Here is a 25267-nt window from a genome sequence, read left to right on the forward strand (position 1 = left end):
ATGATGCCATAAAAAGCGAGGTGATCTGGGATGGAAGCCTACGACATTTTACAAGCGATAGAGGATTGTGCGCAGTCAGCTGTGCTGGCGACGGTCATTCATGTAGAAGGGCATGCTTACCGGAAGCAAGGAGCCATGATGCTGCTGCTCTCGGATGGCAGCTTGTACGGGAGCATCTCCCCGGGCTGCTTGGAAGCCGATCTATCCGGATATGTCCCCTTCGTGGAGGCATCACAGAAGCCGCAAATGGTGGAGTATGACATGCGGCCTGCCGATGATTTCGGCTGGGGTGAAACGATTGGATGCGGCGGATTAATTCGCATTCTGCTGGAGCCGGTTACCTGTGAACTGCTGGTTTACCTCCTGACGGCGAAAGCAGCTGTGGATCGCGGAGAAGCGATACGGCTGACTCGCTCGTTTGCTGAGGGGTATACCGATATTCAGTATAACTTGAGTGGAATAGATAAGGATTCCTCTGAATGCCAATCGTTGCCCAATGCGTATGCCTACACGTTCAAACCTAAGCCTAGAGTCATTGTGTTTGGTGCTAATCAAGATGCTATTCCGCTTGCAGGGCTGGCGATAAGCAGCGGATTTCGCGTAGTGGTCGCGGATTGGCGCGACGCCTACTGCACGCAAGAACGTTTTCCCGGTGCGGAGACGGCTGTTGCTTTTCCAGGAGAGCTAGTTGAAAAGCTAAGATTGACCGCTGACGACTATGTGGTTGTTATGAGTCACCAGTTCGATAAAGATGCTGAATTCGTGCAGGCAGTTCTGAAATCGTCACTGCGCTACCTCGGCATTATGGGGTCACGTTCAAGATCCGAGAGGCTGATGGATGGTGCGGAGCGACCGGAATGGGTGCATTACCCCGTTGGATTGAACATTGGCTCGGAGGGTCCTATCGAGAATGCGATTAGTATCATAGCGGAGTTAATTAGTATAAAACGTGGTGTACGCTCAAATGAAGAATGGAGTTCCCCTGTGAGAACGGGAGATATCCAAGGGTGCCGCCCATGGTGAGCGTCAGGAAGCGAAAGGTCGTCGGTGTCTATCTGGCAGCCGGCAGCTCCAGGCGAATGGGGACCTCGAAGACATCCTTAGAACTGGCGAGAGGTGTTCCGCTAGGTGGAGTTGCTCTCCAGCAAGCGCTGAGCTCGGAGCTAAGCAGCGTAGTTGTTGTCGTGCGAGAAGGTGACTCCTTGGATTGGCTGCCGGCAGCTGCTTTAGCGCAAATATCACTGGGGCGCTGCCATATTGCGGTCTGTCCAGATGCCACAAGCGGGATGGCGCACTCGCTGTGCACGGGGATTCAGGCGGCTAAGGAGCTGGGCGCAGAGGGGATTATGATTTTGCTGGCGGATCAGCCATTCGTTGATGGAGCGATGTTGTATAAACTTACGCAGGCTTTCAATGAGCATACAGGGGAGGACTATATCGCCAGCGGAGATCAAGGTCAGCCGAAGCCTCCGCTGATTATGGGACCGAGCATGTGGCAGGCCGCTGCTTCGCTCAAAGGGGATGTAGGGGCGCGATCCCTGTTTCGCTCGCCAATGTACCGAGGGCGTATCCTTGAAGGGACTGAGCTGCTATTCATGGACATAGACACAGCAGACCGATATGAAGAGGCAAAAAAGCTATTTGCCGACTACTTCATGTCAATTTAAATAACATATTTGAAGCGAAAAGTGCATTATTACTAATGATGCGCTATTTTTTTATACAAAAACACAAAATGATGTTAAGTTAGTTGACTCTATTTTCAGAAATTGTTTATAGTTGATCTAATTTAATTACGGACAATTATGTGGAAAAAGGCGGTTCAGAATACGCTGAGGAGGTTTTGTTCATGTCAGTTCCTTTGTACCAGCTGCCGGAGCAGCAGCCTTCGGTATGGCAGCCGACAAGCGTAGAGGAAGCCATGCAATTAAAACATCAATGGGGTGACAACTCGGTGTTAATCTCGGGTGGCACATGGCTTCGCACACGCTGGGAAAATGGCCTTTCGTCGACCCCGCAGCACTTAATCAGTTTGGGGCGCATTCCTGCTCTTTCGGGTTTAACCATTGACGCGCAAGGTCATGTTCATATAGGTCCAGCCTGTTGTTTATCTGATTTGATGGACAATGAGTTGATGAGGCAGCGATGCGGACTTTTGGTGCAAGCTTGTTCCGAAATTGCAGCACCTTCTGTCCGTAATTTAGCTTCGATCGGAGGCAATGTGGTAACCCGCACGGGAGATCTCATTCCGGTTCTCCTTGTCATGAATGCCCAAGTGGGGTGGTCGGATGGGCAGAAAGAGCGCATCCTTCCGCTAAAGGAGTGGTTGGAAAGCAGGCTTTTGACCTCTGATGAAATGATGACCAAGATTGTGGTGCGAGCTTCTGGGCAGGTTGCTGCGAAACAGACTGAGGCAGAGCAGCAGACTAACGTGGAGCCGAACAAAGTAGAACAACTCGAACAAGACGCTTCCCGGACCCATGAGTTTTATTTGAAAGTAGGCCGAAGAGAGGCTTTTACCCCATCTGTCGTAACGGTTGCAGGCAGTTTAAGGACGGAGGCGGACGGAACTATTGCCGCCATCGCTTTAAGCGCAGGCGGAGGAAGCGCTGTTCCGGCGAGGTTTGCCGAGCTTGAGGACGCGGTCACAGGTAAGCTTTTATCCAAGGAGGTCCTGCAAACGTTGCATAAGGGAGTGTCTGAAGGATTCGAGGCTGTAGCGGATGATTACGCAGGTGTTGCTTACCGCAAGATAACGGCGGCGAATCTGATCGTTTCCGAGTGCTACAAAGCTTGGCGAAAAGGGGGCGGAGCCTATGCTCCTAGGTCGTGATACGTATTCTAAAAAGTGGATCATTCGTCCCGATGGTGAAGAGAAGGTCACGGGGAAGCTCCAATACCTGACGGATTTAACAGCACCGGGGATGCTGCATGGGAAAGTGCTGAGAAGCAAGTACCCGCATGCGTGGATACTATCCATAGATACCAGTAGAGCCAAAGCGGCAGCGGGTGTTCGCGCCGTTATTACAGCGGAGAATGTGCCGGGCATGAATTTGTTCGGCATTGCCTTCCCCCATCAGCCTGTCCTCTGCCAAGAGCGTGTCCGTTATATCGGTGATGCCGTGGCGGCTGTAGCAGCGGATACAGAGGAGATCGCCGAGTATGCGCTTAGTTTAATCGAAGTTGTCTATGAGCCGCTGCCGGTTGTAGACGATCCGGAAACAGCGCTGGACGAAGGAACTGTGCGTCTTCATCCGGATGGCAATCTGCTGCATCGAACCAGCCTGAAGCAAGGTGAGGCTGAATCTGCTTTCGCGCAGTGTGCACATATTGTAGAGGAAACTTACTACACGCCGAGGCAGATGCACACCTACATGGAAACGGAAGGTGGGCTGTTTATTCCGGAAAAAGACGGCCGACTTACGGTATACTCGCCAACGCAGCATGGTTATAAAGATCGAATGCAGCTAGCCCGTATTCTCGCCATGGAAGAAGAGCAGATTCGCGTAGTATCCAGTCCCATCGGCGGATCGTTCGGTGGGAAGGATGAGCTGAATGTGCAGCCATTTGGCGCTCTGCTTGCGCTTACGACAGGCGTTCCCATCAAGATGCACAATTCCCGCAGGGAGTCGGTGATTTCCGGGATTAAAAGGCATCCGATGCGAATCACAATGAAGACGGGTACAGATGCAGATGGACATCTGGTTGCGCATCAAGTCAGCATTCTTGCGGATACAGGCGCTTACGCAACGTTGGGCTGTGAAGTGCTGAACTTTGCCACTGAACATGCGATAGGGCCGTATACGATTCCTCATATTGATGTAAAAGGAACTAGTGTTTATACGAATAACGGCGTATCCGGGGAGTTTCGGGGCTTTGGCGGCAATCAGGTGATTTTTGCCGTGGAGAGTCAGATCGAGCGGCTCGCTGAGAAGCTCGGGATGGACGCCTGGGAGCTGCGCAGGCTGAACCTGCGCGCTCCGAGTGACCCCGGGCCGATGGGCCAAGAGATTGTGGCGACCGAAGGCGCCAGCCAAGTATGGCACAAGGCGCAGGAGTCGCCGCTCTGGGCGAAGCGGGGCCAGCAGGGCCAGAAGGGCCAGCCGCAGGCGAGCGAGCTTGAGCCGTGGCTGCGCCGTGGCGTCGGCGCCTCGATGGTGATGCACGGCGCCGGGCTCGGCCTCGGCATCCCGGATCACTCCGGCGGACGCATCGAGCTCACGCCGGAGGGCAAGATCCAGGCCTCCTTCGGCTTCGAGGAGTTCGGGCAAGGGCTTTACGCAGCACTCACGCTGATGCTGCAGGATTGCTTCGGCTGCGCCGCCGATGACATCCGTATCGTCATCGGCGATACCGACCGCGTGCCGAGCAGCGGCTCGAGCACGGCGTCCCGCGCCACCACGATGATGTGGCGCGCCCTGCAGCGGCTGAAGCCGCCGTTCGTGCAGGCGCTGCTGGAGCAGGCGGCTGAGCTTGGCGGCTTCGCGCCGGAGGAGCTGACAACCGGCGTAGGCGGACTCCATCGCAAGGGCGATGGGGAGGGTGAGCCGGTTGTGACGTATGCGCAGTTGGCGGCGGCTGCCGATCAGGCAGCGAAGCCGCTCCTGGCGCAGACGGCGTTTGACTACCCGACGACGCCGGCGGGGCAGGTCGGAGCGCATTATTTGTACTCCTACGCAGCCGCCATCGTGGAGGTAGAAGTGAATATGCTGACAGGACGGGTGAGGGTGGTTGCGACGGACCACGTGATTGCAGCCGGTCCTGTCATTAATCCGATGGGCTTTCTCGGTCAAATTGAGGGAGGCAGCGTAATGGCCTTGGGCTTCACGTTAACGGAGGATGCTGCTATGCAGGAGAGCAACTATGTGAGGCATAATTTGGACACTTACTTGATTCCAACTTTTCGAGATAGTCCGCAAATCATTCGTGTCGAAGCGATTGAAGAATTACCCGAGGGCGATACGTTCGGCCCGCGTGGGGTAGGCGAAATCGGCAGCGTCGGATTAGCGCCGGCGATTACGGCGGCGGTTCGGCAAGCTACCGGTATTTGGGTGAACCGGCTTCCGATTTCACCGGAAGACATCGTGCAGTCCATCGACTGGTTAGAAGGGGTGGAGGCCATTGATTAATACAACGTATGTGCTGGAATGCTCCATTAACGGGAAAGAGATCGCGATTCCGGTTCCTGCTTCCAAGCGGATGTCAGATATTTTAAGAGACGACTTGCGTCTGACTGGTACCAAAGTTTCTTGTGAGATTGGACGATGCGGCGCCTGCATGGTGCTGCTTGATGGAAAACCCGTAAATGCGTGTCTGCTCATGGCCTATCAAGCCGCAGGCAAGCAGGTAACGACCATTGAGGGGATATCCGGTGGGGAAACGCTGCATCCAGTTCAACAAGCGATGTTAGAGGAAGGAGGGCTGCAGTGCGGGTATTGTACCGCCGGGATGGTTGTGACGTTAACGGCCTTGTGGGCCAAAAACCCCGCCCCGACGAGGGCTGAGGCCGAGCAAGCGCTGTGCGGCAATTTATGCCGCTGCACGGGTTATGAAGGCATTTTCAGAGCGGTAGAACGATGTGGTTTGTCCATAAAAAGAGAGGGGTAGAAGCCATAATGCCAAGAAAACTGATGTTGTCCTTAACTGCTATCTTCCTAGTGATTTTATCCGCTTGCTCCAGTTCACCCACATCCACGACAAGCACCACGACAGCACCAGCGAGCTCCCCTGCGGCGGCTTCAACTGCGGGCACCACCCCTTCAACCCCTACAGAGAAAAAATTGCCTAGAGTCGCCTTTGTTTATATCGGAGTGCCCGGTGACGGAGGTTGGACCTATGAGCATGATCAAGGCCGTTTGATGATGGAAAAAGAGCTGGGTATTAAAGCGACTACGGTTGAAAATATTCCTGAGGGCCCTGACGCGGAGCGGGTTTTCGAAGAATTGGCACAGAAAAACGATATCATTTTCGGAACCTCTTTCGGCTACATGGACCCGATGTATAACGTGGCGCAAAAGCACCCGAATGTGAAATTCCTCCACGCCACAGGCTACAAAACACTGCCTAACATGGGGACGTACATGGGACGCGAATATCAAAGCGCCTACCTCGTCGGCATGGCTGCAGGCAAAATGACGAAAAACAATCATATGGGCTATGTGGGCGCGTTCCCGATTCCGGAAGTCATTTATACTATTAATGCTTTCACCTTGGGCGCACAAAGCGTGAATCCGAACGTGGACGTTTCTGTTGTTTGGAGCAACACCTGGTTCGACCCGGCAACGGAGAAGCAAGCGGCCATTTCTCTTCTGGACAAAGGCGTTGACGTGCTGGCTGCTTATCAAGATTCGCCTGCGGGCATTCAAGCGGCTGCTGAGCGCAAGGTTTGGGGGATCGGCAACGATTCCGACATGGGTCGTTTCGCTCCGGAAACGTACATTTCCAACCCGAAATGGAATTGGGGACCTTACTACGTGAAAACGGTGAAAAGCGTCATGGACGGCACTTGGAAGTCCGAAGCCTACTTTGGCAGCATGAAGGAAGGCATCACGGAAATGGCACCGCTTGGCAAAAATGTGCCGGCCGACGTGAAGGAGCTTATCGAGAAGAAAAAGCAGGAGATTTTAGCGGGAACCTTCGATGTGTTCCAAGGCCCGATTGTCGATCAAGACGGCAAAGTTCGTTTTGAACAGGGCAAAAAGATGACAGATGAGGAAATCCTGGGTACAACCTGGTTTGTTAAGGGCATTAAAGGTGTCATTCCAAAATAACGTGGGAAAGGTTGTGGGACGATGACGATACAAGATAAGACGCTTCTTGATGAATGGCATCCGGTATTGTTGTCGTCGGCGCTGACGGATCGACCGGTTCCTGTCGTTGTACTGGGGGAAAAAGTGGCTGTATTCCGCACTTCTGACGGCGTTCACGCCTTCAAGGATTTGTGCATTCATCGGGGCGTTCCGCTCTCACTGGGCAAAGTAAAGTCAGATGAACTCGTATGCGCCTATCATGGCTGGTCTTATAACGGCTGTGGAACGTGTACGCGAATTCCCTCGCTGCCTGCCAATCGGGCTATTCCTTCGAAAGCGAAGGCTTTTGTCTACGCTTGTGTGGAAGCACACGGATTTGTCTGGGTATGCCTGGGCCAACCGGATGGGCCGATGCCGAGGGTGAGCGCATATATCCCGGAGGGCTTCAAAGAAGTATGGATGGGACCGTATACGCTGCAAGCCGCAGGTCCTCGTATTATTGAGAATTTCCTCGATGTCTCCCACCTCATGTTTGTTCATGAGGGTCTGCTGGGCGATAGTGATTATGCTGAAATTGGCGATTATCAGGTGCATGAAGAAGACGGTGTCCTCACCTCGGAGGAAATCGTCGTCTACCAGCCCGATCCTGATGGAACGGGGCGTGGGGTACATAGCCGTTACGTGTACGAAGTGTATGGCCCGCTTAGCGCTGCTTTTACGAAAAGAGATCGGGATACGGATCATATCTTCCGTTTGTTCCTCATGGTGCTGCCGGAATCCGAGCAGCGCAGCCAAGCCTTTATGCTCAAGCAGCGCAACTATGCATATGAGGAGCCGGATGATATTTTCATCCAGTTCCAGGACCTGCTGATCGAGCAGGACCGCGAAATGGTTGAAAATCAGAAGCCGGAGCTGCTGCCGCTGGATTTGCAGGCGGAGCTGCATTTGAACACGGACCGATTAAGTATTGCGTATCGCAAGCGGTTAAGGGAGTTGGACGTCACGTTTGGGACTGCTTAATGTGGTTAAATAAGTAGGGCTATCGAAGGGGCTGGGGATGCCTTTTTGGTAGTCTTTTTTTATGAAACAGAAACGTATGTGGGAACTACGGTCCGTTATTTCTGCAATTTGCAGCCATTTGGACATCGAGAGGGAACTACGGTCCGCTATTTTGCCGATTTTGGCGGAAGTGTGTTGGAATTCGAGGGAATAAGGCCCTGTAGTTCCGTTTGAATAGTGAAATATGCGATATATATTTAAATAGCGGACTCGTAGTCCCCTATTGTTATGACATAGCCGCTCCCCCCGAGCGCCCCACAAGCCCTCTCAAATATATTCCATATGTGTACTAATTAACATATTATTTGTTATACTGATTCACATCACAAGAGTAGTAGACTGGCATGACCAACTTTCGTATGAAGAAAATCAAAAAAGATCGTATAACAGCCAAAAGCTGGTTATACAATCCTTTTTGATTTTGGTAAAATAAGACAACGGGATTAGAACCAGTTGCAGATTGGTTCGGTTTGTTTTTTCTCTCTTGTTGTAAAGGTTTTCATGATCGCTGACGATTCCTCTCTAGATAGGGCACCAGCAACTGCTAGAGGGTTTGATACTGGGTTTAATTCAAGATTTTTTAGCATGTGAACAACGTCGTGCAGCTTAGAGGCTAATTGGATAGTCATTGTGTAGAAAGACTCCCTTCAACAATTTTTTAACTACTATTTGATTATATCAAATGTTTGGAGGACGTGTAGTATGGATACTAGAAAAACGTATTTATTTAGTTTTTTTGTCGCAATATTTGCATTCTTGCAAATCTGGTGTTCTTATATAACGTTTCATTCGCCATATATCGGAATCATGGTAGCCTTGAATAAGGCAGATCAATGGGAGGTAATAGAGGCTCATTCGCAGAGTGCAAGCGCTAAATTAGGGATTAGAGTAGGAGATGTTGTAAAGCTTGTTGATGGAAAACCCCCTGAGGATTCTAAGTATGTGGTCAAATGGGGCGCTATTGAACAAGCAAACACATTGCTTATATCCAGAGTTGGAATTGATCATGATTTTAAAATAGTAAAAAATAGTACGACTCTCTATGATGTGATTCCCTTAGCAGAGGAATCTATCTGTATATTTTTAGCCTGTATCCTCTTATTGAAATTGCGCCGATCTCCATCTGCCAGATTGCTTTCCGTTGTTTTTGTGGCGATGGGGTTAATTTACATGAGTCTAGGTGCCTCGATTAGAGGTGATCTGCTTGGAAAGATCGTAATATCCTCTTTTATGATGATACTGCCGGTTGTCTTCTTGCATTTTATAGTGACTTTTTTTAAGGAAAAAGGAGAATTACAATTCGCTACGGGGTATTTCAAGTATATTTATGCCATTCTAGTAGGGATAGCGATGCTGCGAGGGTTTTATTTAATGCCATCAATGACTCAGTTTTATCGGTTGGATGGCATCGTAACGTTAGTTTTTTTCATTATTGGCTTTTTAATTAATATCTGTGTGATTGCGTACATGTATTTTAAAGTTCGTAATGATAAAACGTACTTATCCAGCATAGTAAAAAGTGTCTGTTTTTCTTTGTTCATCTCTATATTTCCTATTATATGTCTGTCTTTTCTTCCTAAACTTTTTCTTGGCATTTGGGTCATTGATGCGATTTATACGAGTTGGACGATCATCTTGTTCCCGATTTCATTTATCTACTTAATAGCTTCTAATCAGCTTTATGATATTGGTATGGTGATTCGTCGGTTTATCTTTGCTGGTCTTGTATCGGTCATTCCGGTCAGTTTGTTCACGGGTATCTATGCTTTCCTGTTTAGCCACGAGGTGAACGAGAAGCAAATCCTGTTCGTTTTCGCTGGTTCCATATTTCTGGGATCGCTTTTGCTCTATGCAGCAGAGTACTGGACAACGCGTCTTGAGCCATTCCTTTTCCCGAAGAAGCACGTCCTGCAGTTAGCTTTAAAAAAGATCTCAAAAAACTTGGGGGCCATCTCCACACTGCGAGAGTTGAAGGATATTATTCTGATAGACATTGTAAATACCTTACAGGTTCTTGGGGGCGCCATCGTATTTCGGCATGAAAATGAAAAAATAGAAATTATTACGCAAGGTGAAATTGATGCTTTGGAAATTGAACGTTTGATCCATGAGGCATCCTTACCTAACCATCCTGATTTTACAAGCATAGAGATAACGGGTCACGGGGCATTTACGGGATATTTGGTGATGACACGCAAGAAGACCAATATGCTCATTTCAAAAGAGGAGAAGCAGTGGCTCCAATTTATTACGACGTATTTGGAAATTAGTCTGGAAAACGTACACTTGATACGCAAGTTAACGGGGAATTTGCAAAAGTTTGCCGCACAGCTTCCGCATGAGGCGGTCGCGCAGGACATCCAGTGGTTTCGGAAGGTGATGTTTGAGCTGCAAGAAGAGGAACGGATTCGCATCGCAAACGATTTGCATGATACAACCATGCAGGATTTGTTTTTCCTGAAAAGAAGAATTTCCTCCATCGCGGATAAAAGTACACTGGAAAAGTCCGATCAAGAACAACTTAATAACATGAACAATTTTGTAGATATGATTAATGCGAGTTTGCGCCAGAGCTGCTTTGAGTTGAACCCTCATTTACTGAGGGAAGTAGGACTGATTCAAACGCTTCAAATGTACGTGGAGAAGGAAGCCTATACAACGCCGTTCGAGCTATCTATTGACGTAGGCTCAGTAGCCTATATAGAAAGCAAAGATTTGCCGACAAAACGCCATTTATTCCGAATTGTGCAAGAGCTGCTGAATAACGCAAAGAAGCATTCGCAAGCGGCAAGAGTCATGTTTACCGTAGAGGAAGCGGATCATTATTTTTATATCTATTATGAAGATGACGGTGTGGGGTTCAATGTTCAAAATGAAGGCGTACAAAAGGAGATCGGAGCTTCTGGCATGGGGATTGAACAAATTAGAAGCCGAATTATTCATATGGGCGGTCAAATGGTCTTGAACACGATAAAAGGGCAAGGCACGTCATTTAGAATGTGGATTCCTATTGAGGAAGTTATTTCTGCCTAAATGAGTGAGTCCGCCCGTTAACAACGAAAGAGATAAAAGCGAGGCGAATGGAGCATGAAGCAAAGTGTGAAAGAACATATGGTTCGCTTGGTGGACGAGTATATTGAGGTGAAGGGCTTAAACGAACTTTTGAAGTCTTTTATTGCGGATAAAGAAAAAGAGAATGGGGCTTGGGCTAAGGTCACACTTTGCACGCACTATATGTTGGGTGGGGATTCACCGCATATTGACCGTTACGCGGCACTCGCGGAGTTGGCCAATTTAATCTTGGACGTTGTGGATGATCTGCAGGATCAGGATCAAGAGGACAAACCTTGGATGAAATGCTCGCAAGCGGAGGCATTGAATGCGGTTCTGGCGTTGATCATGGGATTCTTCGGTGAATTGGGGCAGCTGCAGATCAAACCGGAATGGCTGGTCGAGGTAACGAAGATCATTGGACGTTCGATCAACGGACAGCACAAAGACGTGGTGAATGCAGCCGTGTCGGTGGATGATTATCTGGTGATGACGCAGGAGAAGTCGGGCTCTCTTTTTCGTTTAGCTTGTTTTATGGGATACATGACGGTAGATTCCCCGCGGGAGACGATCGAGCAGCTTCATGAGCTGGCCGATTGCTTCGGGCTCATTCATCAGATTCAGAATGATATGCGCGATATCGTCCGCTATGATGTGAAAAATGATTTGTACGGTAAGAAGCGTACGCTTCCTATTCTGTATTTGCTCTCCGTTGAGGATGAGGCGTTTACTCCATTGAAGGAGTACTATGACGGGAAAATTTCGTCGGATGTTCTTTTACAAGAGGAGGAAGCATTTATTCAAATGATCAAGGACTCCGGATGTCTGGAGTATGGACAGGTTGTGCAGTCGGTGTGTGTTCAAAAAGCGGAGGAAATCTATGAGAAGCTGCAGGGAGTTTCCCCTTGGAAGGAAAGGTTCCGGGAAGTGACGTATGGCAGTTTTGTCGTGGAAGAGTAAGCATAATCGATCAGGAAGGGCGATAAAGGATGATCATAGTAGCCGCAGACGGAACTGCCGATTATATGCGTATTCAGGAAGCAATCGACAGCCTTGCTGAGGAGAGAGCGGAGGAGACGGTCATTTATGTGAGAAGCGGCGTATATGAAGAAAAGCTGTATATCACGAAACCGAGCATCAGACTGATTGGGGAGTCGGCAGAGACGACGATTATCACGAACGGTGATTATGCGAAAAAATTATTTCCTAATGGCGAGCCGTATCAAGGATGCGCCTAGTGAATCAGTCGGGCTTGGAAGGCCTTGGCGGAATTACGCCAAGGTGGCATTCGTGCGCTGCTGGCTGGGCCCGCATGTGAAGAAGGCAGGCTGGGACCGATGGAACGAGCGGGAAAGTGTCGAGGCGCTTACTTTCGCCGAGTATGGGAACACCGGGCCTGGCGCGGATGTCGGGGAGCGGGTGGAATGGTCCAAGCAGCTTACGGAGCAGGAGGCGGAAGCGCTTGACGTTGACCGCATTCTTGCGGGGCGGGATGGATGGAGTCCACGAGCGGCATGGGTTGATCGGCGTGGTGGATGACACGCGCTTCTTGAGAGCGGGGCGTTTGTTGAAATAGGAAAGCCGATAGTTTCGATCGCGTTTGCGGTTGGGGGTATCGGCTTTTTTTGGTTGCGACTCGGAGGCTCGGTTACGAGGGGACCGCACCGATTGCGGTTCCTCGGATCGAATAGATGGAAAAACTACCGTTATTCTGCACTGCTCGGTGGCAGGGGATGAAATAGCGGCAGAAGCTCCATCTAAATCACGTGTAACTAGATGAAACCTGCTAGATCAGGCGGAATTAGTGGTAGAAACTGCAGTTATTTGGGTAAAAATGCAGTATTCACTGAAATTAGCTGGAGGAATCGGAGTTAATTATGAAAAGTGAGTCAATGAGATCATTGACAATTATTATCATTTAAAATAAAATGAATACTATATTATAATAATTATAAATAAGAAGTTATTATCCAATAAGAGCGCACTCAAGCGCCTTAAAAATAGATCATAAATCGCAGAGGAGGTTTCCACAATGGCAAAACACGATCTGAATCAAGCGCTGCAGCGCATGCGCGCCAAAAACATTCCCTTAACTCCGCAGCGTTACGCGCTGTTGGAATTTATGTACGACCAGGGCAGTTACACAACGGTCAAAGAGATTTGTGAAGCATTAGTCGTCAAATATCCGACGATTAATGCGATGACGGTGAACAGCTCTCTGCATGTGTTCAAACAGCTGGGTTTGGTGAAGGAGCTGACCATGATCGGAAGCTCCTTGCGGTATGAAGCCGCGTTAAGCTCATAAGCATGCGGCATGCTAGCGGCTACAACAAAAAAAGCGCCCCAACGCTACGAAGAAGCTCTCTCACAGCTTCGTGCAGTTGATGGGGCGCTTTTGCTATTCTCACTTAAAATCAGACAACGGAATCGGAAACTCCAGAATTCCGAGCGCATAAGGGGCATACTCGTAAAGCCCGAAATAAACGACGACGGTGTCATCTTTTAAATAAAAGCCCTGATCGTTGCGAATCGATTCGAACGGTTCAATAAGTTCATAATCATTCGCTTCTAATTGCTTCTTAATCTCTTGATTGATAATAGTCTTGTAAGTCGTGTTATTCGAAGTCACCTGCTGAAGAGTCAGCTCATTCCCCGTATCCAGATCGAACGTATGGGCATCCCAGGAATAAAACCCGTGCGCACCGCCAGAGAAGGTGTAGACGATAAAATACAGACTTAACTTATGGTCCTGGTTATAAGTAATTTGATAATTGACATCGAACGTATTCGGAAAATCCGGTTCAGTCCCGCTGGTATCCTCGGTAAGATCAGCTAACTGTTGGATGGCCGCGGCTTTATATTTGGCAATCTCATTTTGAATGAATGTATTAATTTTGGTGCTTGCAGCTGAATTCGCCCAGCCTTCGATCTGAGGATACTGCAAGCTGATGCTCCGGTTATCGCTCTTCGCTTGCATCTCGGACTTGTTCGTCAGCTTAAGTTCGTTTTCTTTGATTTTAGAAATGCTCACGACACGGCTCTCATCATTATAACCAATCTTGTAACCCATCTGCTCCAGAAGCAGACGAAGCGGCAAGTAGGTTGTTCCATCGATAATGACGGGAGGCAGAGGTGCGAAAAAGGTATGACCATTCAGCGCGTATTGCGTGCTTTGGTTCTGCATGCTCATTGTCTTGTTAGGTCCGCTAACGGTGACGGTTTTGGTCGCTGCGTCCCAGGAAGTCGTCAAGCCCAACTGCTTGCTAAGAAAAGCGAGGCCGACATAAGTGTCGCCATCCTTCGATTTTCCGCCAGGCACACTGAGCTGTTGATCACCGATCTGAATATTAATCGTTGCGAGCTGTACGCTGAAATCCACGCTGTCGGATTGGGCATACACACTTGCCTGCTGCGGGAGAAGAGCAGAACTAGCAGCGACTAGCAGGGCTGTAGCCAATGCGATTTTTGCTGAGAACATCTTCTTTTTCATTTGAACTCTCTCCTTCTTGAAGTCATCTATTTAATTAGACGATATTTGTGGGGAAAAGTTAGTGGCATTCTTCGGATTTGTCGAAAAAAAGATGAAGGTCTATTCCTATTCTATACCCGAATACCGAACAAGTCTAACCCTGATGTGAGGGTGGAAATAGAAAGAATGAATCAAAAGTTAGTTTTTGGAGAAAAAAACAGCAAAAAACGAACTATTCAAAAGATTTACCTAAAAATCGTTCGTTTTTTGAAATTGACATGACACGTCAGTTGGTAGTAAACTAGGGAAGCGGGAAATGAAGCCGCACTAATTGAAAATGTCGAATCAACTCGTATAAAATCAGGGATAAGGCCTGAAAGTTTCTACCCAAAAACCATGAATTTTTGGACTACGAGGAAGCGAATGAGGGAAACCATAGGAAGATGATGGTCTTTTTGCATTCGGTTCTTTTGCTGTCCAGCGGATAGAATCGTGTATTCTAGCTCTGGGCATTTTTTGGTTTAGAGGGTTTGACCATATTTACCATACAATAGAGAGTGGGTTAGTGATGACGGTACGTGTTGGTGTCATAATGGGAAGCCAGTCGGATTGGGAAACGATGAAGCACGCATGCGACATGTTGGAAGAGCTGGGAGTGCCTTATGAGAAAAAGGTGGTTTCCGCGCACAGAACGCCGGATCTGATGTTCGAATATGCAGCCGCAGCGGCAGGCCGCGGCATTCAAGTCATTATCGCCGGAGCAGGCGGAGCGGCACATCTACCAGGAATGGTAGCAGCCAAAACGGAGCTTCCGGTTATTGGTGTTCCAGTCAAAACATCGACGCTGAACGGTCTCGATTCCTTGCTTTCGATCGTGCAGATGCCGGGCGGCATTCCGGTTGCCACGGTGGCGATCGGGCATGCAGGCGCAACGAATGCAGGCCTTCTGGCTGCGCAAATCCTGGGCGCTTTCGAGCCTGAGCTGCAAGCGAAGGTCAGAGCCCGCCGCGAGCGCATTGCGCAAACGGTGATGGAAAGCAGTGACCTGTTATGACAGAAGCAGCAGGTGGTAAGGTCATCAAGCCCGGCGGCACGATCGGCGTCTTGGGCGGCGGGCAATTAGGCCGCATGCTGGCCTTGGCCGGCCGCAACATGGGGTATCGCTTCGTAACGCTCGATCCCACAGAGGATGCGCCTTGCGGACAAGTCGCAGATGAACAGATTCTTGCGAACTTCGACGATGTCGAAGCGGCTAGGAAGCTTGCGGCATTATCCGATGTGATCACTTACGAATTCGAGAACGTGGATGCTCACGTGACCCGCATTCTGATGAATGAGTCCTATGTTCCCCAAGGGAGCGAGCTTTTATATACGACTCAGCATCGTCTTCGCGAGAAGAGAGCTATTGAGGCGGCAGGCGTTCCGGTTGCCCCTTATACGGAAATCAAGAGCGCCGCAGAGCTGAAAGACGCAGTCATTAAGTTCGGCACACCGTGTGTGCTCAAAACGGCAACGGGCGGTTATGACGGCAAAGGCCAATGGGTTATTCGCTCTTTAGATGAAGTAGAGGAAGCCTATGAAACGCTGAGCCGTGCCAAAACCGAGCTCGTTCTCGAACAATTCATTCATTTTGATAAAGAATTATCCGTTATTGCAGCAAGAAGCCCTCGCGGTGAGGTGAAGGCGTTCCCTGCAGCGGAAAATATACATGTACATAACATCCTGCATCAATCCATCGTGCCTGCCCGCATCCCAGCGGATGTGCAGCAGGAAGCCGAGAAGCTGGCGACGCGAATCGCCGAAGGGCTTGGCGTAATCGGATTGATCGCCGTAGAGCTGTTCCTCACGAAGGACGGCCAGCTATACGTCAACGAGCTTGCGCCGCGCCCGCACAATTCCGGTCATTACACGATGGAAGCGTGCCGCACGTCACAGTTCGAGCAGCATGTTCGAGCCATTTGCAACTTGCCGTTAGGCTCGACGGAGCTTTTATCACCGGTGGTTATGGTGAATTTGCTCGGCGAGCATATCGAACCGCTTAACGGTCTAATCGACCAGCCCGGATTCTTGGAGGATGCAGACTTAGGCGTTAGCGCCAAGGTTCATCTATACGGGAAAAAGGAAGCAAAAGAGAAACGCAAGATGGGACATATCAATTTGCTGACAAACGATGTAGAGCAAGCCCTGACTTGGATAGAACGCACGACGATTTGGGAAAGTAAGTAAATGATAACTATTGGAGGAACGGCAAAATGATCGAACGTTATACACGCCCCGAAATGGCGAGCATTTGGACTGAGCAAAACAAGTTTCAAGCATGGCTCGAAGTTGAAATTTTATCCTGTGAGGCTTGGGCTGAACTAGGCGTAATCCCGAAAGAAGATGTGAAAGTACTGCGCGAGAACGCAAGCTTCAACATCGACCGCATCTACGAAATCGAGCAAGAAACGCGTCATGACGTGATTGCTTTCACAAGAGCGGTATCCGAGACACTGGGGCCTGAGCGCAAATGGGTTCACTACGGATTAACTTCAACAGACGTTGTAGATACGGCACTTGGTTACTTGCTAAGACAAGCTAACGAGATTTTGGACAAAGACATTCAGAACTTCATAGAAATCCTTCGCAATAAAGCGATTGAACATAGAGATACAGCCATGATGGGCAGAACGCATGGTGTGCATGCAGAGCCGACGACGTTCGGACTCAAAATGGCGCTGTGGTACGAGGAAATGAAACGTAACCTGGAGCGTTTCCGTTTTGCCGCTGATGGCGTACAATTCGGTAAAATCTCCGGCGCCGTAGGCACCTACGCGAACATCGATCCGTTCGTAGAGCAGTACGTGTGCGAGAAGCTTGGCACGAAAGCAGCTCCGATTTCCACACAAACGCTGCAGCGTGACCGTCATGCTGAGTACATGGCTACTCTGGCGCTCGTTGCTACGTCCCTGGACAAATTCGCGACAGAAATTCGCGCCCTCCAAAAGAGTGAGTTCCGCGAGGTGGAAGAGCCGTTTGCAAAAGGTCAAAAAGGTTCCTCCGCGATGCCGCACAAACGCAATCCGATTGGTTGCGAGAGCATTTCCGGTCTGTCCCGTGTCATTCGCGGGCATATGATTTCCGCTTACGAGAACGTGACGCTCTGGCATGAGCGCGACATTTCGCACTCCTCCGTTGAGCGTGTCATCCTTCCGGATGCTACACAATTGCTGAATTACATGCTGAACCGTCTTGGCAACATCATCAAAAACTTGACGGTGTTCCCGGAGAATATGAAACGCAATATGCGCAGCACGTACGATGTACCTTTCTCTGGCCGCGTCATGACGAAGCTGATCGACAAAGGTTTCTCCCGTGAGCAAGCCTACGATACCGTGCAGCCAAGAGCCATGCAAGCTTGGGAAGAGCAGCGTTCGTTCCGTGACATCGTAGAGAATGAGCGTGCAATTACGGAAGTATTGAGCCCGGCTGAAATTGCGGATTGCTTTGATCCAAGCTGGCATTTGAAACATGTAACTACAATCTTTGACCGTTTAGGTTTGAAATAGAAGGCACTTTGGGAGAGAAGGGAAGGGTTGTCTGTGGCAGGTAAAATCCTTGATTCAGCGGTTGAACTCGTAAAAGCGCCTCTGGTACACAAAGGCAAAGTACGCGAGCTGTATGATTTGGGTGAAAATTTCCTGATCGTCGTGACGGATCGGATTTCAGCTTTTGATTACATTTTGAAGCCGGGTGTTCCTGACAAAGGATACGTGCTTAACGCGCTCAGCAAGTACTGGTTCGATATCACGAGCGGTTATATGAAAAATCATATCGTTCACACGGATGTCGAGCTGCTTCAAGATATTATTCCGGATGCGGCGGCGAGAGAGCTTCTGAAAGAGCGTATTATTGTGGCGAAAAAAGCGGAGCGCATCTCCATCGAGTGCGTCGTTCGCGGATATATCACAGGCAACGGCTGGAGACAGTATGAGAAAACCGGCGAGATCAACGGCCGTAAGCTGCCTGAAGGATTGCGCAAAAACCAACGTCTGCAGGATCCTATTTTCACCCCGGCGGCGAAAAATGATGTCGGCCACGACGAGGACATCTCCAACGAACAGATGATTGAGCTGGTTGGCGAAGAGCTGACGTACGCGCTGCAAGAGCGCAGCATCATGCTTTATACGCTAGCTCATTCCATCTGTGAGCGCAAAGGCATTATTTTAGCGGATACGAAGTTTGAATTCGGCTTTTATGCGGGTGAACTAATTATTATTGATGAAATTTTCACGCCGGATTCCTCTCGTTATTGGTCGGAAGATAAATATGCCTTGGATATCGAAATTGATTCCATGGACAAGGAGCCTGTTCGTACGTATTTGGCAAGTTCGGGTTGGGATAAAAACAGTGAGCCGGATGAGCTTCCAGCGTCTGTCGTGGAAGAGACATCGAACCGATACAAAGAGATTTTGCACCGTTTAGTCGATTCAAAAAATTAGAGCAAGCACATACGAGGAGGAGAATAGAAAATGAAAGCAACGGTCTACGTAACGATTAAGCAGAACGTATTGGATGTGCAAGGAACAGCGGTGCAAGGAGCGCTTCATTCCATGGGTTTCGAGGAAGTTGGTAAAGTGCGCATCGGGAAATATTTGGAGTTGGAGCTTGGAACAACGGATAAAGCAGAAGCGGAAGCACGCGTGAAAGCTATGTGCGAGAAGCTGCTTGCGAACACAGTTATCGAAGACTACCGCTACGAGTTGGCCTAATAGAGATCAGGAGAGGGAGGAAACGTCATGAATTTTGCGGTTCTTGTATTTCCGGGATCGAACTGTGACATCGACTGCTACAAAGCAGTTGAGGACACGATTGGACAACCGGTTGATTATGTGTGGCATACGGCGGACGATTTGTCCAAATACGATTGCATCCTCGTGCCGGGCGGATTCTCTTATGGGGACTACCTGCGCTGCGGAGCGATCGCGCAATTTACGAATGTGATGAAAGCTGTGGCTAAAGCTGCGGAAGAAGGCAAATACATTCTAGGTATTTGTAACGGATTCCAAGTCTTGACGGAAGCTAAATTGCTGCCAGGCGCTTTGCTGCGCAATAACGGCATGAAATTCCGCTGCCACCAAGCGGTTTTGAAAGTGGAAAACAACACAACGGCCTTCACGCGTGATTACGCCGAAGGTGAGCTTATCAATATTCCGATCGCACACGGCGAAGGCAACTACTATTGTGACGATGCTACACTGAAAGAACTGCAAGAAAACAATCAAATCGTTTTCCGTTATGAAGCAGGAGCTAACCCGAACGGATCCCTTGACGATATTGCCGGAATTAGCAACAAAGCGGGCAATGTTGTAGGTATGATGCCCCATCCGGAGCGCGCCATTCATGAGATTCTGGGCTCCGCAGACGGCAAGAAAATGTTCACATCTATTCTAAGTGCTTGGAGGGAAAAACATGACGCAGCAGCTATCCGCTAAGGAACCAACAGCCGAACAAATCGCGGAACAGAAAATTTACAAGCAAATGGGCGTAACGGACGAAGAGTTTGCCAAAATTTGCGGCTTCCTTGGACGTAATCCTAACTATGTGGAGATCGGCGTATTTAGCGTAATGTGGTCCGAGCATTGTTCTTATAAAAACTCCAAACCTGTTCTTCGTAAATTCCCGGTTACAGGACCACGCGTTCTGATGGGACCTGGCGAAGGCGCAGGGATCGTAGATATCGGCGACAACCAGGCGGTTGTTTTCAAAATTGAAAGTCATAACCACCCTTCCGCAATCGAGCCTTACCAAGGCGCGGCAACAGGCGTGGGCGGTATTATTCGTGATATTTTCTCCATGGGCGCACGCCCGGTGGCTTTATTGAACTCTTTGCGTTTCGGCAAGCTGCAAAATGACCGCGTGAAATACCTGTTCGAGCACGTTGTATCCGGTATCGCAGGTTACGGTAACTGTATCGGGATTCCGACAGTCGGCGGCGAAGTGATGTTCGACGAGAGCTACGAAGGTAATCCGCTCGTTAACGCGATGTGCGTGGGTCTTATCGACCACGACAAAATCCAACGCGGTGTTGCCAAAGGTGTAGGCAACCCTGTATTCTACGTCGGTCCGGCAACAGGCCGCGACGGTATCCACGGTGCGACATTCGCCTCCGAGGAATTGACGGCTGAGTCCGAAGCGAAACGCCCGGCGGTACAAGTGGGCGATCCGTTCATGGAAAAGCTCGTGCTGGAAGCGTGCTTGGAGTTAATCAATTCCGGCATCGTGCTCGGAATTCAAGATATGGGCGCTGCAGGCCTTACCTGCTCCAGCGCTGAGATGGCAAGTAAAGCCGGCAACGGCATGGAGCTTTACCTGGATGAAGTTCCGCAACGCGAAGAAGGCATGACAGCTTATGAAATGATGCTGTCCGAGTCGCAAGAGCGCATGCTGTTCGTTGTTGAGCCGAAGCATGAGGCGCAAGCGAAAGGGATTTTCGAGCGCTGGGGTCTGCACTGCGCGAAAGTCGGTAAGGTAACCGACGACGGTTACCTGAAGCTGATCCACCACGGTGAAGTCGTGGGGAACATGCCAGTAGGCGCACTCGTCGACGAGTGCCCGGTTTACAATAAGCCGAGCAAGGTTCCGGCTTATTATGAAGCAAGCGCAGCGATCGACACGACGCGTTACCCAGAGGTAACGAAGCTGACGGATGCGCTGAAATCGGTGCTCGCGTCCCCGACGGTAGCGAGCAAAGAGTGGGTTTACAACCAGTATGACCACATGGTTCGTACGGATACAGCTGTGCGTCCGGGATCGGATGCAGCGGTTGTGACCATTCGCGGCACGCGCAAAGGTCTTGCGATGACAACCGACTGCAACGGACGTTATGTGTACTTGGATCCGGAAGTTGGCGGACGGATCGCGGTATCCGAAGCAGCGCGTAACGTTGTTTGCTCCGGCGCTGAGCCTTTGGCTGTTACGGACAACCTGAACTTCGGCAGCCCTGACAAGCCTGAAATCTTCTGGCAGTTGGAGAAATCCACTGACGGTATGGCGGAAGCTTGCCGCTTCTTGGATACGCCGGTTATCGGCGGTAACGTTTCTCTTTACAATGAGAACGCCAAAGGCGCAATCTACCCGACTCCGGTTATCGGGATGGTCGGTTTGGTGCATGACATCGACCACATCACGACGCAAAGCTTCAAAAAAGAAGGCGACATCATCATCCTGCTCGGCGAGACGAAAGCGGAACTCGGCGGCAGCGAATTCCAATATGTGATTCACGGCGTAACCGAAGGCCGTCCACCAGTGCTTGATCTGGCGGTGGAGAAACGCCTTCAAAACACAGTGCTTAAAGCGATCCAAGAAGGTCTTGTCGCTTCTGCGCATGACTTGTCCGAAGGCGGCTTGGCCGTTGCTTTGGCAGAGAGCTGCATCAGCGGCCGTCTAGGTGCTGAGGTTAACGTAGCTTCCGAGCTTCGTCCTGATTTCGCATTGTTCAGCGAATCGCAATCCCGTATTTTGCTAAGTGCTTCCCCTGACAAAGCGGATGCCCTTAAGCATTGGGTAGCTTCGCAAGGCGTTCCTTATCAAGAAATCGGAACGGTTACAGGTACAGAACTAACGGTTAAAATCAACAACGAACAGCGTCTCCAGTCTCCGGTAAACGAGCTGGCGAAAGTCTGGAAGGATGCGATTCCATGTCTAATGGCATAAAACAATCCAAGGCCCTAAAGCTGCCTGCGGCTCCCCTGGTTCATCTGGGGGATCAGCAGCACGAGCTTTGGACAGGGGAGTACTTCAACGAAGGTGTAGGCGGCCATGGCGGATTGTTTGATAAGCTCAATGAAGAATGCGGCGTTTTCGGCGTGTATGGTCATTCCGAAGCCTCTTCTCTATGCTACTATGGCCTTCATGCTTTGCAGCACCGTGGACAGGAAAGCGCTGGTATTTGTACGGTAGAAGACGGCAAGTTTAACTACTATCGCGGTATGGGGCTTGCGAAAGAGGTATTTACGAACGAGAATTTGTCACCTCTGACAGGTTCCACAGCGATTGCACACGTGCGGTATTCGACTGCAGGCGAAAGCAAGCTGGCGAATGCACAGCCGTTAGTTTTCAAATATCGTGAAGGCGATCTTGCGATTGCGACGAACGGTAACTTGGATAACGCGAACATTATCAAACGCGAGCTTGAGCGTAAGGGTTCGATTTTCCAAACAACAAGCGATACGGAAGTTCTGGCGCATCTGATTGCCCGTTCGGAGCATGACGATATCGTGGATGCGGTCAAAGACGCTTTGACGCAAGTGATTGGCGGATTTGCCTTCTTGATTATCACCAAGGATAAATTGATTGCTGCGCTTGATCCGAACGGCTTGCGTCCATTCATGATCGGCCGTCTCGGCGATTCCTACTTGTTCGCTTCCGAGTCCTGCGCTTTCGATGCGGTGGGAGCTACGTATTTCCGCGATGTTCAGCCAGGCGAACTCATCGTGCTCGATCGCGACGGTTTCCGTTCCGAGCAGTTCACGGAGAGCGGCCGACGCGCGATTTGTGCGATGGAATATATCTACTTTGCTCGTCCGGACAGCGACATCGATACGGTGAACATTCACTCCGCGCGTAAGCGGATGGGGAAAAGGCTGGCGATGGAAGCTTTCGTTGATGCGGATGTAGTAACTGGCGTGCCGGATTCCAGTATCTCGGCGGCAATTGGTTTTGCTGAACAAACGGGTATCCCTTATGAGCTGGGGCTGATCAAGAACCGCTACACAGGCCGGACGTTCATCATTCCAAGCCAGGAGCTTCGTGAACAAGGTGTCAAAATGAAGCTGAGCGCGGTTCGCAAAGTAGTTGAAGGCAAACGTGTCGTGATGATCGATGATTCCATCGTTCGTGGCACAACGTCCCTTCGCATTGTTAATTTGCTTAGAGAAGCTGGAGCTACAGAAGTGCACGTGCGGATTTCTTCGCCGCCTTTCATGAATCCATGCTACTACGGCATTGATACACCGGATCGGAAAGAGCTGATTGCTGCTATGAACTCCATCGAGGAAATTCGTAAGGCGATCAACGCGGATTCCCTGCATTTTCTAACCAAAGAAGGGCTGCTCGATTCCATTGGTCAAGGATCGGCCGGTTCCCAGAGCGGGTACTGTACAGCTTGCTTCGATAATACGTACCCAACGGAGATTGTGGATGTAACGAAGGTTGGTTGTGCTTGCGATTAAAGGATAGGGGAGGCTTCGGGCCTCCCACTATATATAGACAAATATAAGGAGTGGTTGCGAAGTGTCGGATGCTTACAAAAAGGCCGGAGTCGATATCGCGGCAGGTAACGAAGCAGTAGAACGGATGAAAAAACACGTCAAACGGACTTTCCGTCCTGAAGTGTTAACGGACCTCGGCGGCTTCGGCGGGCTGTTCAGCTTGAACAAAGACAAGTATGAGGAGCCTGTGCTTGTATCTGGAACGGACGGCGTGGGCACGAAGCTGAAGATTGCTTTTGCAATGGATAAGCATGATACGATCGGGATCGACGCGGTGGCTATGTGCGTGAACGATATTATTGTTCAAGGCGCTGAGCCGCTCTTCTTCCTGGACTATCTCGCTTGTGACAAAGTAGTTCCAGAGAAAATCGAAGCTATTATCAAAGGGATCGCTGACGGTTGTGCGCAGTCTGGCTGCTCACTCATCGGTGGCGAAACGGCGGAAATGCCTGGCATGTATGCACAAGGGGAGTATGACATTGCCGGCTTTACGGTTGGAATCGTCGACAAGAAAAAGATCATCGACGGTACGACAATCCGTCCTGGAGACGTAGTGTTAGGTCTGGCTTCAAGCGGTGTGCACAGCAACGGGTTCTCTCTTGTGCGCAGGCTTTTGCTGGAAGAGAAAGGGTACACGCTTCAAGGGCATGTGGACGAACTGGGCGATAAGCTTGGCAACGTGCTGCTAGAGCCTACTAAGCTGTATGTGAAGCCGATTCTGGCGATGCTTGAGGACGTAGCGATCAAAGGCATGGCGCATATTACAGGCGGCGGCTTTATCGAAAATATTCCACGCGTTCTGCCTGACGGCGTGAACGTGGACATCCAATACGGCTCATGGCCGATTCTGCCGATCTTCTCTTTGATGCAGCGTGAGGGGGGCATTTCGAACAACGATATGTTCCGCACGTTCAACATGGGGATCGGTATGGTGATCATCGTGAATGCGGATGATGCGGAGAAAGCGATTGCCGCAGCGGAAGCGCAAGGCGAGAAAGTTTACCGTTTGGGCGTTGTTACTGAAGGCGAGCGTGTCGTAACGTTCCAAGGAGCTGAGGTGTAATGCAGCCTTATCGAATAGCGATCTTTGCTTCGGGCAGCGGCTCGAATTTCCAAGCGATCGTGGATCAGGTACAGAAGGGGAAGCTTGATGTCAGCATCGAGCTTCTTGTCTGTGACCGTCCGCAAGCTTATGTGGTGGAACGTGCCCAGGAAGCGAAAGTGCCTGTGTTCGCGTTCCGTCCCAAGGAATATGCAAATCGCGAGGCTTATGAGGCCCTTATTTTGAAGGAGCTGCAAGACCGTCAGGTTGATCTGGTCGTGATGGCAGGCTACATGCGTATTATTACGAATGTGCTGGTTGAGCCGTTTTTCGGCCGGATGATTAATATCCATCCATCGCTGCTGCCGTCCTTTCCGGGCGTGCGCGCGATTGAGCAAGCCGTTGAGTACGGCGTGAAGCAAACGGGCGTCACCGTGCACTTCGTGGACGGCGGGCTGGACTCCGGCCCGATCATCGCGCAGCGTGCGGTGGAGATCCACGAGCACGAGACGGCGGAATCGCTCGCAGAGCGGATTCATGCGGCTGAGCATGTGCTGCTGCCGCAGGTCATTCGATGGCTCCGCGAGGGCCGCGTGAGCATGGATGGCCGCAGGGTGGGCATTCGGCTGTAGGTTTTATATATATA

General features: G+C 50.2%; 23 protein-coding genes and 1 riboswitch. Of the genes, 22 read left to right on the forward strand and 1 reads right to left on the reverse strand.

Annotation, left to right across the window (positions count from 1 at the left end; translation table 11 throughout):
- The first annotated feature begins 30 nt into the window (after positions 1 to 30).
- From PCH02S_RS19225 to PCH02S_RS19275, 12 genes are all read left to right on the forward strand, one after another.
- Complete coding sequence (locus PCH02S_RS19225) at positions 31 to 1023, forward strand: XdhC family protein (RefSeq protein ID WP_127455567.1); 993 nt, start codon at positions 31 to 33, stop codon at positions 1021 to 1023.
- A complete protein-coding gene (locus PCH02S_RS19230; RefSeq protein WP_246069168.1) occupies positions 1017 to 1667 on the forward strand; it encodes a nucleotidyltransferase family protein in 651 nt (216 codons plus the stop codon). The genes PCH02S_RS19225 and PCH02S_RS19230 overlap by 7 nt, the downstream gene beginning before the upstream one ends.
- A gap of 182 nt (positions 1668 to 1849) precedes the next feature.
- Positions 1850 to 2833: an FAD binding domain-containing protein gene (locus PCH02S_RS19235; protein ID WP_127455569.1), complete on the forward strand. Its 984-nt coding sequence runs from the start codon at positions 1850 to 1852 to the stop codon at positions 2831 to 2833.
- Complete coding sequence (gene pucD, locus PCH02S_RS19240) at positions 2817 to 5129, forward strand: xanthine dehydrogenase subunit D (protein WP_127455570.1); 2313 nt, start codon at positions 2817 to 2819, stop codon at positions 5127 to 5129. Before PCH02S_RS19235 ends, pucD begins: the two co-directional genes overlap by 17 nt.
- A complete protein-coding gene (locus PCH02S_RS19245; protein WP_127455571.1) occupies positions 5122 to 5607 on the forward strand; it encodes a (2Fe-2S)-binding protein in 486 nt (161 codons plus the stop codon). Before pucD ends, PCH02S_RS19245 begins: the two co-directional genes overlap by 8 nt.
- 8 nt (positions 5608 to 5615) lie before the next feature.
- Positions 5616 to 6770: a BMP family ABC transporter substrate-binding protein gene (locus PCH02S_RS19250; RefSeq protein WP_127455572.1), complete on the forward strand. Its 1155-nt coding sequence runs from the start codon at positions 5616 to 5618 to the stop codon at positions 6768 to 6770.
- A gap of 21 nt (positions 6771 to 6791) precedes the next feature.
- The gene (locus PCH02S_RS19255) at positions 6792 to 7769 is read left to right on the forward strand and encodes an aromatic ring-hydroxylating oxygenase subunit alpha (RefSeq protein ID WP_127455573.1); all 978 of its coding nucleotides are present in this window, start codon (positions 6792 to 6794) and stop codon (positions 7767 to 7769) included.
- A gap of 741 nt (positions 7770 to 8510) precedes the next feature.
- Positions 8511 to 10841, forward strand: a complete 2331-nt coding sequence (locus tag PCH02S_RS19260; protein ID WP_127455574.1) for a sensor histidine kinase — start codon at positions 8511 to 8513, stop codon at positions 10839 to 10841.
- A 54-nt stretch (positions 10842 to 10895) separates the two neighbouring features.
- Positions 10896 to 11819 carry a polyprenyl synthetase family protein gene (locus tag PCH02S_RS19265; protein WP_127455575.1) on the forward strand — a complete coding sequence of 308 codons (924 nt, stop codon included), beginning with the start codon at positions 10896 to 10898 and terminating at the stop codon, positions 11817 to 11819.
- 29 nt (positions 11820 to 11848) lie between these two features.
- The gene (locus PCH02S_RS36210) at positions 11849 to 12097 is read left to right on the forward strand and encodes a pectinesterase family protein (RefSeq protein ID WP_218033162.1); all 249 of its coding nucleotides are present in this window, start codon (positions 11849 to 11851) and stop codon (positions 12095 to 12097) included.
- Entirely contained in the window at positions 12048 to 12398 is a 351-nt protein-coding gene (locus PCH02S_RS36215) for a pectinesterase family protein (RefSeq protein ID WP_218033163.1), read from the forward strand. The genes PCH02S_RS36210 and PCH02S_RS36215 overlap by 50 nt, the downstream gene beginning before the upstream one ends.
- Before the next feature lie 493 nt (positions 12399 to 12891).
- Positions 12892 to 13164, forward strand: coding sequence for a Fur family transcriptional regulator (locus PCH02S_RS19275; RefSeq protein ID WP_127455576.1), 273 nt, complete (start codon positions 12892 to 12894; stop codon positions 13162 to 13164).
- Positions 13165 to 13263: 99 nt separating this feature from the next.
- Here PCH02S_RS19275 and PCH02S_RS19280 read toward each other — a convergent pair whose 3' ends face one another.
- Complete coding sequence (locus PCH02S_RS19280) at positions 13264 to 14349, reverse strand: stalk domain-containing protein (RefSeq protein ID WP_127455577.1); 1086 nt, start codon at positions 14347 to 14349, stop codon at positions 13264 to 13266.
- A 309-nt stretch (positions 14350 to 14658) separates the two neighbouring features.
- A riboswitch (purine riboswitch) is annotated at positions 14659 to 14760 on the forward strand.
- Between the two features lie 136 nt (positions 14761 to 14896).
- Here PCH02S_RS19280 and purE point away from each other — a divergent pair.
- From purE to purN, 10 genes are all read left to right on the forward strand, one after another.
- Positions 14897 to 15382, forward strand: coding sequence for a 5-(carboxyamino)imidazole ribonucleotide mutase (purE, locus tag PCH02S_RS19285; RefSeq protein WP_127455578.1), 486 nt, complete (start codon positions 14897 to 14899; stop codon positions 15380 to 15382).
- Positions 15379 to 16554 (forward strand): 5-(carboxyamino)imidazole ribonucleotide synthase, encoded by a 1176-nt coding sequence (purK, locus tag PCH02S_RS19290; protein ID WP_127455579.1) that lies wholly within the window; start codon positions 15379 to 15381, stop codon positions 16552 to 16554. The genes purE and purK overlap by 4 nt, the downstream gene beginning before the upstream one ends.
- Before the next feature lie 26 nt (positions 16555 to 16580).
- The gene (purB, locus tag PCH02S_RS19295; protein WP_127455580.1) at positions 16581 to 17876 is read left to right on the forward strand and encodes an adenylosuccinate lyase; all 1296 of its coding nucleotides are present in this window, start codon (positions 16581 to 16583) and stop codon (positions 17874 to 17876) included.
- A 33-nt stretch (positions 17877 to 17909) separates the two neighbouring features.
- Entirely contained in the window at positions 17910 to 18809 is a 900-nt protein-coding gene (locus PCH02S_RS19300) for a phosphoribosylaminoimidazolesuccinocarboxamide synthase (RefSeq protein ID WP_127455581.1), read from the forward strand.
- 30 nt (positions 18810 to 18839) lie between these two features.
- Positions 18840 to 19079, forward strand: coding sequence for a phosphoribosylformylglycinamidine synthase subunit PurS (gene purS, locus PCH02S_RS19305; protein ID WP_079414612.1), 240 nt, complete (start codon positions 18840 to 18842; stop codon positions 19077 to 19079).
- A gap of 27 nt (positions 19080 to 19106) precedes the next feature.
- Positions 19107 to 19802: a phosphoribosylformylglycinamidine synthase subunit PurQ gene (gene purQ, locus PCH02S_RS19310; RefSeq protein WP_127455582.1), complete on the forward strand. Its 696-nt coding sequence runs from the start codon at positions 19107 to 19109 to the stop codon at positions 19800 to 19802.
- Positions 19780 to 22023, forward strand: coding sequence for a phosphoribosylformylglycinamidine synthase subunit PurL (gene purL / locus PCH02S_RS19315; RefSeq protein ID WP_127455583.1), 2244 nt, complete (start codon positions 19780 to 19782; stop codon positions 22021 to 22023). The genes purQ and purL overlap by 23 nt, the downstream gene beginning before the upstream one ends.
- Positions 22008 to 23540 carry an amidophosphoribosyltransferase gene (gene purF, locus PCH02S_RS19320; protein WP_127455584.1) on the forward strand — a complete coding sequence of 511 codons (1533 nt, stop codon included), beginning with the start codon at positions 22008 to 22010 and terminating at the stop codon, positions 23538 to 23540. Before purL ends, purF begins: the two co-directional genes overlap by 16 nt.
- Positions 23541 to 23601: 61 nt before the next feature.
- Complete coding sequence (gene purM / locus PCH02S_RS19325) at positions 23602 to 24642, forward strand: phosphoribosylformylglycinamidine cyclo-ligase (RefSeq protein WP_127455585.1); 1041 nt, start codon at positions 23602 to 23604, stop codon at positions 24640 to 24642.
- The gene (gene purN, locus PCH02S_RS19330; protein WP_127455586.1) at positions 24642 to 25253 is read left to right on the forward strand and encodes a phosphoribosylglycinamide formyltransferase; all 612 of its coding nucleotides are present in this window, start codon (positions 24642 to 24644) and stop codon (positions 25251 to 25253) included. The genes purM and purN overlap by 1 nt, the downstream gene beginning before the upstream one ends.
- Positions 25254 to 25267: the final 14 nt, after the last annotated feature.

It is taken from the genome of Paenibacillus chondroitinus NBRC 15376, assembly GCF_004000765.1.
Taxonomy (GTDB): domain Bacteria; phylum Bacillota; class Bacilli; order Paenibacillales; family NBRC-103111; genus Paenibacillus_E; species Paenibacillus_E chondroitinus.